Here is a 12,971-nt window from a genome sequence, read left to right as displayed (position 1 = left end):
GATATTTTTACCATTTTACTTTAACATGGGTTTATGTTTTTTCTGTGAAATGGGGTGAGTTTATTTTAACATATAGAAAGGGAGTTGGAAACTTCTATTTTTTGTATTGATTAAATTTGGGTATGAAAAAAGATCTCCTGGGGTTGGCAGGAGATCTTTTTTCATACGGGTTATTCTTCTTCGTCGAGATAGTATCTACCGTAGGCGTCGGCTGCTTTAATGGCGGCGAAGACGGTCTCCGGGGTTACTTCGAATGGCATGTTGTGGAGGGTGTCGGTCTCTGCGCATGCGGTTTTGGCTACTTCCATGAGCTGGTCGTCGGTTACGTTTCCGGCACCGAGTTCAGCCAAGGTGACTGGGAGACCGACTTCGATGCACCATAAGATGATGTCTTCGAGTTCATCGAGCGGTACGTTTTCCAGGACGAGCTGAGTCAGGGTTCCGAAGGCTACTTTTTCACCGTGGTACATGTGATGGCACTCTTCGAGTACGGTGAAGCCGTTGTGGATGGCGTGGGCTCCTGCGAGGCCTGCGCTTTCAAAACCGATTCCGGAAAGGAGGGTGTTGGCCTCGATGACTTTCTCGACTGCCGGGGTGCATACGCCGGCTTCAAGAGCGATTTTGGCTTTTACACCTTCTTCCATCAGAGTGTCAAAGCAGAGTTTCGCGAGTGCCATCGCTGCCTCGGTTGTTTTTCCACCGGCGCAGGAAGTAGCTCCGCTTCTCTGGCAGGCTCTTGCTTCAAAATAGGTGGCAAGTGCATCACCCATTCCGGCTACGGTCAGGCGGACTGGAGATTTTACGATGATGTCGGTGTCCATCAGAACCAGGTTCGGGTTTGCCGGAAGGAAGAGGTATTTCTCGAATACACCCTCTTCTGTGTATACAACAGACAGTGCGCTGCACGGTGCATCGGTCGATGCGATGGTCGGGCAGATGAATACTGGTTTTTCTGCGTAGTAGGCAACTGCTTTTGCGGTATCAAAAATTTTGCCTCCGCCGACACCGATGACCAGATCACAGCCTTTTTCTTTCACGATAGCAACCAGACGGTTGATCTCACTCTCACAGCACTCGCCGTTGAAATAATCAAAAACAACGTTGCAGTCGCTTCCCGCAAAGCTTTCTTCGATCATTGTTCCGATCCGTCTGTAGCCTCCCTGGCTGATCAGAACCAGTGCTTTCTTTCCGCATTTTGCAGCATATGTTCCGATGTTTTTCATTTCCCCTGCGCCCTGTAAATATTTGGAAGGGCTGATTAAAATTTTTGCCATTTCTCTTACGCTCCTTTTTTGTTTTTTGAACGTCATCCTCCGCTTCTGGCGTTTTCTGCGAAAAACGAGTTTACTGCAGAACTTGTCTTTATTATAATAACTGTGCTGTAAAATTGCAAGAATATTTCCATCCAAAAAGCACCCAGGAAGTTCACATATTTCCCGGGATTTTTCGGTTTATTCTGCCTGATCGTAAATGATTTTGCAACGCAGCAGTCCTGTGCGTCGTTTGGGTAGGTATACGGTGCAAACAGATAGACAACTGTCGGGGCATCGTAAAAAGCATTCTGGATTGTGCTGTCATCAGCGATGCTGTCGGCTTCGAGAATTTTGTCCAGTTCTTCCTTTTTGATCTGCTCCGGCTGGTAAAACGGGTGGAATGTCTGGCTTTGATTAAAGTAACCGCCCCTCTGATACGTTTTCACATAAATTGGCTAAGGGTTGGCTGTGTTGACGATCGCATCGGCATGAACTTTTGTGATGTCGTTTCGGATGATTTTAAATGGCATGGGGATCACCTTCTTTCGTGGGATTTATAGCTGTTTTAATTTATAAGTTGCAAACAGCGTATAATGGTATATTTACCATCCGCTCCTGCTCTTTATACTTCAATGTTGAAAATCGAACTGCTTCTTCCGGCTGGAACTTTTCGCAATATGTTTTAAGACTATGGGATCGAATGTTCTGTTCCGCCTTTACTTCAATCGGCACAATACTCTTTGCCTTCTGAATCAGAAAATCCTGCTCGAAAGTTGCTTTTTCATTTCCATAATAATATGGCGTATAAGGGGTATCTGAAATCAACTGCTGCAGAACGTACTGTTCTGTAAGCGCGCCTTTAAATTCAACAAAAATATCGTTCCCCTCCAATATGGATTCTGCTGGCAGTTCACTCATTGCTCCGAGCAGTCCTACATCCAGTACGAATAATTTATATGCATTCATATTTTTATACGCCTTCAGCGGCATATGAGGCTCATTTACCCGGTTGACTTTATATACTAATCCACAATCCAGAAGCCACTGAATTGCTATTTCAAATTCGCTGCTTCTGGCTCCTTTCTTTATCTGTCCAAAGAAAAATTTTTTATTCTCCTTCGCCAGCTGCATCGGAATAGAATCCCATACCATTCGTATTCTTGGGAGAACTTTTGCTTCAATATGCTTTCCAAAATCACCCTCATACTGCCGTACAATATCACTCTGTATCTGTCGTACTTCTGCATAATCTTTATTCAAGCGAAATGCATCTACAACTGCTGGCATGCCGCCTGTATAATAATAATTTTTCAGCCAGAACAAATATTTATCCGCAAAATTGTCAATTAAATTGTAATCCTTTGTTTCCAATGCACTTTCCAGCCCTTCTTCGTCCATAGCGCACAGGAATTCTCTAAAATTGAATGGATATAAATCCAGTAAATCTACTTTTCCCACCGGATAGGATATTCCCTCATGAAGCGCCACGCCAAGAAGTGAACCTGCTGCTATTACATGATATTCCGGTGCTTCTTCGCAAAAATATTTCAAAGATTCCAACGCTTTCGGTGCATTTTGAATTTCATCCAGAACAATCAATGTATTCTCTGGGGTGATCGTTACGCCTGATTCAATATTGAGGTTCATAATAATACGTTTTATATCGAAATCCGTATCGAAAACCGCCTGCATTCTCTGATTATTGTAAAAAGAAATGTAGGCGGTTTTTTCATAATATGTCTTACCAAATTCTTTCATTAACCACGTTTTACCAACCTGCCGGGCTCCCATTAAAATCAGTGGTTTTCTGTTACTTTTTTTCTTCCAGTCTAATAGTTTATCCATTGCAAATCGACGCATGCTGACCTTCCTCCATTTCTCTTTTTTATTATTTCACATTTTTCCCTGGTTATTCTTACTCTAATTTAACATTTTTCCCGACCTAATTCAATATAAAATTAACATTTTTCCCGACTTCACCGGAACAGAATCTGCTGTGAAACCTTCTCTTAAGACAAACATAATCTCTCCACGGAAAAATACGACGGCCAGCCACCGTCGTATTTTTCGTTATCGAATATTTTTATTTTTCTTCTCTGATCAGTCTGAGTCCGTCTTTTTCCAGCAGATACTCCTTCCCGCACACCTCTCCGATATACTTCCTGTCATGCGAAATGCTGATGATGGCGCCTGGAAATTCGCGGAGCATTTTTCTTATGACCGGTCCCGATAAGGGTGAAAAGTTTCGGGTTGGTTCATCCAGAATCAGCACATTGGCATTGCCAAGGCTCATTTTCAGAAGCAATACTTTTGCCTTCTGGCCGCCGGACAGTTCGCGGATGGGGTGATCCATCTCGTCTGCCGTGTACTTCAGCGACCCAAGATACGTTCGTATCTTCGTCCTCTCACTCTTCTCCCCGGTGGAATCCAGAAAATCGACCGGCGTCATGGAAAAATCCAGCTGATCCTCGTAGTTCTGCGGCATGTAATCTACGCGGAGATCCTCCCGTTCTTTCAGCTCTGCCGCAATCTTTTTCAGCAGTGTTGTCTTGCCTGCCCCGTTCGGGCCGACAATGCATATTTTTTCCGGTCCTCTTATCTTTAAGGTGATATTTTCCGCCAGAACCCGCTCCCCATCCGGCGTTTCCAGTTTCGGAAGCTGATATTCGATGACCGTTTTCCCGGCGGGCATGGCTGCCTCTGCTCCTCCAAGCTGGAAGTAAATCGCTTCCTCCTGCTCCGGCATTTCTGTCATGCGGGCATCTTCTTTTTCAAATCTGCGGTTCATCGCCTTTACGGTATGCATTTTGTCCTTCAGATTTTTCGCCACGGACGGTGCCTGACGGGAACAGTTGCTCAAGGCGTTCTGCACGCTCTGGTATACCTTTCGGTATTTCTCATCGCGCAGCGCTTTCTCTCTCCTGTCACTCTGCGCCTTCTGTTCCTGGCGCTCGAAATTCTGCAGGCGCTCCTCTACATACGTCCGATAGGGAAGTTTCGCAACCGTGTATCTCGATTTTGTCTTCCGCACAATCTGTTCAATATGAATGACCATATTTGCCGTGTTTTCAATCAGCGTTTCATCGTGCGAAATAAAAACAACAATATGCTCCCATTCGCGGATCAGTTTCTCCAGAAGTTCCAGTGTCGCAAGATCAATATCATTTGACGGCTCATCCAGCAGAAGGACCGTGACATCCTCCATGAGAAGACGCATCATCTGCGCTTTCACCTTCTCGCCGCCGGAAAGCTCACTCATCTGCTGATCCCGATAGAAAAACTCTTCCGTCAGACCAAATTTTCTTGCCAGCACCGCCAGATCCTTCGGTGTCTGATCCCAGAACTTTTCTTTTTCATAGAAATACTCATACACCGTCTTCGTTTTCTCCGCCTCCGGAAGTTCCTGCGGCAGATATCCAAGCCGCTCCTTTCCGATGATGCGCTCGCCTGTGGATTCGATGTAATCTTCCGTCAGTGCGGGATCGTACATCCACTTCAGCAGCGTCGATTTTCCGTTTCCCTCCTCTCCAATGATAACGGCCTTATCACCGTCATTCAGTACAAGCTGAAAATCTTCGAGAATCACCCGCAGATCTTTTTTATGTGTCAGTGTTAATTTTTTTATCTGCATCATACAGAAGTCCCCTTTGCTCCGGCAGCCTCTTTTCTGCTTTTTTACGCAAAACGAGCCTGCCCTGCGTACGCAAAACAGACCCGCAAAAAAATATCCCTGTTCTATTCTCATAAAAAAGGGAGATGATTCAGCGATTCTCGTCTTTAAGCGTACACGAAAAACAGGCCTGTTTTCCAGGCTGCCCGTTCTTTGTGTTTTTCTTAAAGTCGATTATCGCAGAAACATTCCCTCACCTTTACACCAATGGTGCTCTTTCTTTTTATTTTCTGTTCCCTATTATAGGACAACTTACAGATAAATGCAATCCGTTTTTTTACAAATTGAGAAGTTCCTCTGCCAGCGCCTGTGCATGTTCCAGATACCAGCCGTCTTCGTCCTCTTCTGCTTCCACAAACTCGATATACTCATTCAGCGTGGCCAGCTTCACATCCAGATTGAACTGTTCGCGTGAAATCTTTGTCTTTAACGCTTCATACATCCGATCCAGAAACAGCTCTTTCTGTGCATCGTTCATGTAGAACGGGAAAGTACTCCGTGTCTCGGTCGCATGTGCCAGGAATCTTGCAATGTCCAGAGAATACGGCATCATTCCACCAAATCCCCAGTCAATCATGACAACATTTTCGCCGTCATAGATCACATTCCACTGCAGGAAATCACCGTTTGACATCGTACATGGACAGATCAGCTGGCGGTCCAGGAACATCTGATACGCTTTCCGCAGAATTGGATCATCCACTACGGACGATGCTCGGCGCAGAACGCGTTTCCAGTATTCGACAAATCTCTGCTCCACTTCATTTTCCGGCGCTTTGTCCATCGACGGTGTCCAGAAATACGACTGAATTTTACTTAAGGTTTCTGCCGCTTTTTCTGTTGTCTCGTCCGTCATATCCCGCATGTCGTTTCCTTCTACATACTTCATGCAGATCCAGTCCGCATCCTCTGCCTGCCGCATGCCGACATACTGCGGTACGTGAAACTCTCCTTTTGACAGATACTGCACATAAATCTGCGCTTCTTTGCTGCCGGTTTTCTTCAGTGTATATTTTCCTGCATCTGTCTCGATCACATACACATCGTACTCCCGCACTTCATCTTCCGCCTCGCCCCACTGCTCGCAGATGCGGGAAACTGCTTTTACCGGTTCTCCGATGATTTCAAATGCCATTGTTTTGATTTCATCTGAATCTACTGATTTCTGAAAATTTCCTAACTCCATCTCTTTTGTCAAATCCTTCTCTTTTTCACATTATTCTACTACTATATCACATCTGTGACACTTTTGTCATTCTATCTTTCTGGCTTTTAAAAGCTTTGGAAAGTTTTTTCACAAAAAAGCAGGCGCACCAGACATTGCCGTCTGATGCGCCCGTATCTGTCAATTTTATGATCCAATCGAGTATTCCATCGATGCCACGCTTAAGATAACGGTTGCGCTTTCATCCCCTTCCGTAAAAGCCGTCAGCTGCAGAACCGTATCCTGCTCCCCCTGCCACTGATAAATCTGATTTCCGAGTCCAGTTGCAATTCCTCCGCCGTATAAAGAATTCAGTTCGTCTACTTCTTTCTGAATCCATGTATTGGCATCCTGTTCGATGTCAAAAGTAAAGGAAACCTGACTCAGCTGACCGTCCGAAAATTCCAGATCCATGTTAGATTCTGCATTTTCCAGGGAAAATTTTTCTTTGCTCTCGTATGTCTTTGTGCTGCTCTCATCACCCTGTCCCAGATCTTTTTCATCAAACTTCAGGAAGCTCTGTTTGAAAAGCTGTTCCGAATCCGTTCCCCATTCAAAATCCGCATACTGGAAAACCTGCTCCTCTGTACAGAGTTCCTTTAAATCCAGATCTCTGCTCTGTGATCCTCCTGCAGATGCGCAGCCCGCCAGCAAAAACAAAGGTAATAAAAAGATTGTCTGTCTTATCTTCATAAACTTCCCCCCTTCTGTTTCCTGATTTTTTAATTAATACTGAATATTCTATCGTTTCTTTATTTTTTCTGTAAATTTATGGTATCATACTTTATTCTGCTGCGCAATACTTTTATCATGTTTCTATTTGCATCAAAGGAATGGCCGCCTCATGATATGCATAGAAAAAGACCGGTAACCCGATCTTTTTCCATACACCTTTTATCCAATTACACTCGTGCCAAATGGCATAAACGAAAGCCTTGCCATCTTGAAAAACTGCCGTCCAAACGGAATTCCAACAATCGTAATACACCAGATGCATCCTGCAAAAATCCATGCAAGTCCGCCGAACATGCCTCCAAATATAAACCACAGAATATTTCCCAAAGTTCTCATATCCGCATCTCCCCTGACGCCATTCCAGACACTGCCAGCTATCCATTATTTTGTGAACAGTTTGCCGCATCGATCGCCAGCACCAGTAATAATGCCGGAATTTCATTGCTCGGATTATCATATTCGATGACATACATGTCACCCCAGCTCAGAAGTTTTTTATGTACGTGGACGACTGCACTGCAGGCTTCATATACATCGTAATCCCATCCCATGAAGTCACCTTCTGCACGCCATCCCATGAAATCTACATCGTATTTGGGGCGGAACAGTGCAAAACGTTTTTCGATATGTCCCATTAACTGCCCGTTCCATTCAATTTCGAAAGTCGGAAGAAAGCAAAATAATTTCTGTTTGATAAACCCAATTTCATTATGCGCCGCATCGTACACATGCAGACGGTGTCCCAGCGAGATAAATTCATTTTTCACAAAATACTTTTGGTTCCCCTGCTCGTCATAGATATCATACGTGTCTGACCAGGAAAATACACGTTGTTTGATTAGTAACTGCATATCTGCTCCCCTTTTCATTTTTCTATCAGATAATCAACTTTTTTATGGAAAATTTTTCCTTTTCCCCTTAATTTTCGACCGCGATTTTGACCCCATTTTTTTCGGTCTGAAACAGTCTATAGCAAAACCTCCATATATCGCAGCACCTTTGGCTTCACACGAAGCTGATCTGCGTACTGCATCAGTCTGTGAATGTTCTTATCCTTGGATGCTGCATAGCGTTTCATAGCTTCTCCGACAATCTGTATATCACTGCCGCTGCCGCGCAGGATGTCACACAGCGTCCGTTCCAAATTGTAAACACGAATTGGATTGCCGGATGGGGATTTCATTTCAATTCTGCCAAGTTCATAGTTCTCCGGCACAACGCGCTTGACAATTAGATTTTCCCGTTTCAAGGATGAAGCATTGTAGCCTTTGGGAAAGGTCATCGTATATTTTGCCGGGGTACGATCCGAATAGCCCCGCAGATACAAAGCAGTATCGTGCGAATAAATTCCGCGCCCATACTTTCGCTGTAAAAGGTAGAAATCATCCTCCCATACGTCGCTCCACACATACAGGCCACGCCCGAAGCGGTATATCTCGCCGCTCTTGACAAACTTCTGTAAAACGCTGCGGTGCAGTCCGGCTTCTGTTACTTGCGCTGCGGTAATCGTACCGTCCTCTGACGCTTCTCGCAGTTCTTCGATTTTCTCCTTAACATTCATGTTTCTCACCCCTCTTTGACAATCACACATTATATTATATTGAAATAATGTGTGATTGTCAACTGTAAAGCGACGAACACACATTAAATTACGCAAAAATAATGTGTGATTGTCAGATACCAGGGAATTTCTAACATGTACTTAAGTAAAAAACAAAGAACGGCATAGCCGTTAAGCTATATCGTTCCTTGTTTCCATATTTTTTAAATTACCACCGCATTACTGGCGTTTTTTCTGCGGACGGTTTCTTCCAGCACACCGAAAAATCCTGCCACCAGCGCCATTAAAATGCCGGTCAAGGTCGCATCTCCTGTTTCTAGGCTTCCGGCTTTGGTGATAGTCGTACATTTTTCATTGTCATTCACAATGTTTCCAGTTCTTACGATTAGGACCGTAGTTCTTATGAAGCGGTTATGGCATAATCAATATATAGAAGCAAATGCAATTGATAAGTTACGGAATATATTGGGCTACAATGCGAAAGGTATCATGACGCATTATTCGGATGACAATGTGTTTTAAAGCCTGTATAAATCGGCACATGCATAGAACATAATGAAACAGCCTCACCCCTGAAAGTCCCGGTAGTGAGGCTGTATTCTTTTCCTTAATCTTTTTCTGTTAATTTCACCCGTTCTCCATTTGTCAGTTCTGATGTGCTTACGACCATCGGTTCGTCTACTTCTGATAAAAGTACCACGAAATCTGAATTTCTATTTGGAAAACATGTCACAGCTTTTTCTTCCAGAATATTTTCATACCCCCAGGCTCCCTTCTGACGCTTAATATAATAGACACACGTTTTTCCAAAGTCTCCTTCATGAATCGCCTGCCGTGTGATCACTTTTGGAAAAACATCTTCAGAAGTGATTTCGATTTTTCCCTCAACGTTTTCACCAATCGAATGTTTTTCATACAGATCTACCGTAAGCTCATACAAATCATCCTTTCGAATGACAGAACACACTTTTCCAACCAGAAGATCTCTGCCCTCCTGCAGCAAAGATTCCGGAACGTTATCATACATGCTGATATAGCCAATTGCCTGATCAGCTGCGCTTACTTCCAAATCAACTGGAAATTCATACTCAATGCTGCCTTCCTGTGCCTCCTCTGTCCAGACGGAAGGAAGCGTTTTGTTCTCTTCTTTGACCGACCAAAACGTTGCGGCAGTTAAAAACAGAAACCACAGAGCGATTAACCCTATACTTATTTTTTTGAACTTCATCGTACTTTCTTCCCCTCTACGCTTTCACACCGGACATACTGATTCCCTGTATCAAATAGTCCTGTCCCATTAAGAATATCAATAAAACTGGTACTGCGTAAAAAACGGACGCTGCATAAAAGATATCCGGCTGTTCCTCTAAAATCTGGCAAAGATACACGGATAACGGCTGCTGATATGGCTCTCTCAAAAAAATGACCGCCTGGTCTACAATATTCCAATTGTCAATAAAAATCAGGATTAATGCAGCAGCAATGGCTGAACTCAAATTAGGCTTTACAATGGAACGATAAATTCTGTATTCGCTGGCTCCGTCCAGTCTGGCTGCTTCTAACGTTTCCTGCGGAAAATCCTGTATCTGCTGACGAATCAGAAATACCCCCAATGGCTGAAACATTGCCGGAAGAATAATTGCCAAGGACGAATTTTGAATGCCCAGCCAATTCGCCACTAAATAATTTGGCACTAAAGTCAGCTGCAGCGGCATAAGCATGACAATCATGTAAAGATAGAACAAAATCTCCTTGTATTTCCACCTGCATTGCCAAAAGCCGTATGCGGCAAGCGGTGCAAGCAAAAGCTGTCCAATCAAAACCGGAATAGTAATAATCAGGGAATTCCACATCATCCGCAAATACAAAGGTCTCTTAAAGAGCAATATAAGATACTCTTCTGGAACTTGTACCGACTTTCCAGCCACAAACAACAACGGAATGACTGCCAAAATGACAGCTCCCATGCAGATCAGCTTTTCGAAAAAATTCGAATATCTCTTTTTCATAAAATCACCCACAAAAGATCTTTACAAATAATCCAGATTCTTCCTCTGGACCCGATAAATGATGCCCAGAAAGATTCCCAGTATGAGAAACATACACCATGCTGCAGCAGACAATTTCTGCATATTAAGTGACAAAAACTGGTTATTCATATAGTGCTGCAGCATATAAACATACGGTGATGGATAGGCCCCATACAGCATATAGATCTCTTTAAAAACCTTAAAAGAATTCACGATCGACATCAACAGCACAACTAACGTCGTTGGTTTTAATAAGATCCATGTAATATATTGGAATTCCTGCCGCCCTGTAGCTCCATCCAGCTGGCACTGCTCATGATAGATCTGCGGAATCCAGTTTATCCCGGACCAGAAAAGGACAATCGAAAAACTGATATTTTTCCACAGATACATCAGGATAATAATCAAAATGGCCCATCTGGAATTCTCAATATCGAACATGTTTTTTCCAAAAAGCTGTAAAAACCCATCCAGAAAACCATTTCTCTCAAACAAATATTTCCAGAAAGCAATCACCGTTCCAGATGGAACGATTAATGGGATCAGGAGCAGGATAAGAAGAATTCGACCTCTCCTCTGCTTTTTCAAAACCAGTACCAGAAGCAAAGCAATCGCCATTCCCAGCGGTATTGCAATCCCGCAAAAAATTCCGGTATTACGGAGTGCTGAAAGGAATAACTCATTTTCGAATAACAGTTTAAAGTTTTTAAGACCCACCCATTCCTTGTTCATCATGTTGTCAATCACTGCAAAATACAAGGACAGAAGAAACGGCACGATGTAAAAAGCCATGATCCCGATAAAACTTGGAAGGATAAAACACATATAAATAAAATTTCGTTTTTTCATTTCATATACCTGATTCCATGGATTAAGGACAGCTTCTACTCATTAACATAAAGCTCTGCTCTTTGCTGAAAAAGCTTCGCACATTCCTCTGGGGTGATTTTCTGCTCCATACATTCGTTTCGAATTTCAGTCAAAATACTGTCTAACTGTAAATCCCGAAAAGCTTTTGCAGAAACTTTTTCATTGTATGCTTCCCATTTTTCTGCTGTGTCGTCATCATTTTCCAATTGATACGCAACAAGCTGCCGTGTGTTTTCTTTGTTCAGCATACTGCCATAGGTAAAGAAATTTCTGTAGTAAGAATCACTGTTTGCATCTTCGAACTCAAATTGTTTCTGACCAATGCAGAATTTGATAAATTCCCATGCAAGCGCTTTATCTTTGCAGCCTGAACTCATGGAAAAGTCCTCACCAATTCTCAAGAAAGGAATTTTTCCATCCGTTGATTTCAACAGGATCGGTTTTGTTGCCGTATCGGTTTCTTCAAACATTCCGCTCGGAGAACCTTCGAGTAAATTTGTAAATGTATTCAGCAGGACACTCTTTCCGGAAAAGCTTTTAATATCCGTAAATGCATGGGTCGCATAGGATGGTTGATATTGATACAGTTCCTGCATTTTTCTCAGAAAATCCACATAATTTTCTGAATCAAAATTTACTTCTTCCTTCTTCAAATAAGCTCTGTCCTCTGTCATCGGCAGAAACACGTAAATATTGTTTTGTACATCAATCGTAAAATCATCATCTGCAATTGGCTTGGCCTGCTGATATAACTCATATAAATCATTGATATCCATTTCGTCCGGGACTTCATAATTCAGTTCATCCGTTATGTTTCTATTCAACCGAAGCATAACATAATAAAAACCTTCCGGAATTTGATACAGTTTTCCATCGACTTCTGCTGCTCGCAGGATATTATCGTAATAATCATCTCTGTTAAAATTAGGATCTGCATCAATATACTGATTTAAGTCCTCGAAATAGCCGCTGCCTTTCGTCTTAATTTCCGATGGTAAATACGTTGCATCATAAATATCCGCCCGTTGATCCGATGCAAGTTCTGTAAGCAAGGTATTTAAGCCTTCATTATACTGTTCATCCGTAACATCATTGTCAAAAACAACCTTTGTTTCAATTTTTACGCCTGGATGCTCCTTCATAAATAAATCAATCATATGCTGGGTCTGCGGCTCAATAAATAAGGTTCCATATGTAAGCGTTCCTTCCAAATCAGCTCCCTCTTCATAGACAGAAATATCATTTCTCACATCTTTTTCATCTTGGGACCCACTTTGTGTGCTTCCACAGGCACCAATCGCTGCTGCACATAGCATTCCAATTACCACGCAGGATACCTTTTTACCATATTTTCCGAGTTTTTTCATAGGCACTTTTCCTTTCAATTTTTCTCACCGCTTATATTTCTATATTTTATTATATACCCTCCGTTTCATTGACAATATGCTTATTTTTACTATATTTTCAGAATTATTTTTATTAGTTTTGCACATAAAAATGCCCTGACACTTTTTCCTTTTTGAAAAATAGCATCCGGGCATATCTCCTAATATTATCAAATCACTTTATTTCACTCTCTGATAATTTTATCTTCTAAACTATAAATGAGCAAATCCAAAATATTGCACAAAAGAAAGACACCCTCTGT

The 12,971-nt window shown here is 42.6% G+C and carries 14 protein-coding genes; all 14 read right to left on the bottom strand.

The window, feature by feature from the left end; all coding sequences use genetic code 11:
* Positions 1-170: 170 nt before the first annotated feature.
* The gene (locus tag DWX26_RS01195; RefSeq protein ID WP_117760383.1) at positions 171-1,274 is read right to left on the bottom strand and encodes a glycerol dehydrogenase; all 1,104 of its coding nucleotides are present in this window, start codon (positions 1,272-1,274) and stop codon (positions 171-173) included.
* Positions 1,275-1,306: 32 nt separating this feature from the next.
* A complete protein-coding gene (locus DWX26_RS01190; protein WP_117760384.1) occupies positions 1,307-1,699 on the bottom strand; it encodes a hypothetical protein in 393 nt (130 codons plus the stop codon).
* 124 nt (positions 1,700-1,823) lie between these two features.
* Positions 1,824-3,113: an ATP-binding protein gene (locus DWX26_RS01180; protein ID WP_118594709.1), complete on the bottom strand. Its 1,290-nt coding sequence runs from the start codon at positions 3,111-3,113 to the stop codon at positions 1,824-1,826.
* Between the two features lie 223 nt (positions 3,114-3,336).
* On the bottom strand, positions 3,337-4,887 hold the full coding sequence (locus tag DWX26_RS01175; protein ID WP_117814630.1) for an ATP-binding cassette domain-containing protein: 1,551 nt from the start codon (positions 4,885-4,887) through the stop codon (positions 3,337-3,339).
* A 313-nt stretch (positions 4,888-5,200) separates the two neighbouring features.
* On the bottom strand, positions 5,201-6,121 hold the full coding sequence (locus DWX26_RS01170) for an aminoglycoside phosphotransferase family protein (protein ID WP_117814629.1): 921 nt from the start codon (positions 6,119-6,121) through the stop codon (positions 5,201-5,203).
* A gap of 153 nt (positions 6,122-6,274) precedes the next feature.
* The gene (locus tag DWX26_RS01165; RefSeq protein WP_117509083.1) at positions 6,275-6,820 is read right to left on the bottom strand and encodes a hypothetical protein; all 546 of its coding nucleotides are present in this window, start codon (positions 6,818-6,820) and stop codon (positions 6,275-6,277) included.
* A gap of 201 nt (positions 6,821-7,021) precedes the next feature.
* Positions 7,022-7,198: a YccF domain-containing protein gene (locus DWX26_RS01160; RefSeq protein ID WP_082424435.1), complete on the bottom strand. Its 177-nt coding sequence runs from the start codon at positions 7,196-7,198 to the stop codon at positions 7,022-7,024.
* Between the two features lie 38 nt (positions 7,199-7,236).
* Entirely contained in the window at positions 7,237-7,713 is a 477-nt protein-coding gene (locus tag DWX26_RS01155) for an LURP-one-related/scramblase family protein (RefSeq protein WP_117509084.1), read from the bottom strand.
* Between the two features lie 116 nt (positions 7,714-7,829).
* Positions 7,830-8,423 carry a type IV toxin-antitoxin system AbiEi family antitoxin domain-containing protein gene (locus DWX26_RS01150; RefSeq protein ID WP_022463308.1) on the bottom strand — a complete coding sequence of 198 codons (594 nt, stop codon included), beginning with the start codon at positions 8,421-8,423 and terminating at the stop codon, positions 7,830-7,832.
* A gap of 203 nt (positions 8,424-8,626) precedes the next feature.
* Positions 8,627-8,788, bottom strand: a complete 162-nt coding sequence (locus DWX26_RS16685; RefSeq protein ID WP_156338048.1) for a hypothetical protein — start codon at positions 8,786-8,788, stop codon at positions 8,627-8,629.
* A 242-nt stretch (positions 8,789-9,030) separates the two neighbouring features.
* Positions 9,031-9,651, bottom strand: coding sequence for a hypothetical protein (locus DWX26_RS01145; protein WP_117509085.1), 621 nt, complete (start codon positions 9,649-9,651; stop codon positions 9,031-9,033).
* A gap of 16 nt (positions 9,652-9,667) precedes the next feature.
* Positions 9,668-10,432 carry a carbohydrate ABC transporter permease gene (locus DWX26_RS01140; RefSeq protein ID WP_147326093.1) on the bottom strand — a complete coding sequence of 255 codons (765 nt, stop codon included), beginning with the start codon at positions 10,430-10,432 and terminating at the stop codon, positions 9,668-9,670.
* 21 nt (positions 10,433-10,453) lie between these two features.
* Positions 10,454-11,302 (bottom strand): carbohydrate ABC transporter permease, encoded by an 849-nt coding sequence (locus DWX26_RS01135; protein ID WP_055266562.1) that lies wholly within the window; start codon positions 11,300-11,302, stop codon positions 10,454-10,456.
* A 35-nt stretch (positions 11,303-11,337) separates the two neighbouring features.
* A complete protein-coding gene (locus DWX26_RS01130; protein WP_118600590.1) occupies positions 11,338-12,690 on the bottom strand; it encodes an ABC transporter substrate-binding protein in 1,353 nt (450 codons plus the stop codon).
* Positions 12,691-12,971 lie beyond the last annotated feature (281 nt).

Source organism: Blautia sp. AF19-1, from assembly GCF_003479155.1.
Classification (GTDB): Bacteria; Bacillota; Clostridia; order Lachnospirales; family Lachnospiraceae; genus Fusicatenibacter; species Fusicatenibacter saccharivorans.
The sequence above is the reverse complement of the archived record's forward strand: the minus strand, read 5'-3'. Positions and strand labels throughout refer to the sequence as shown.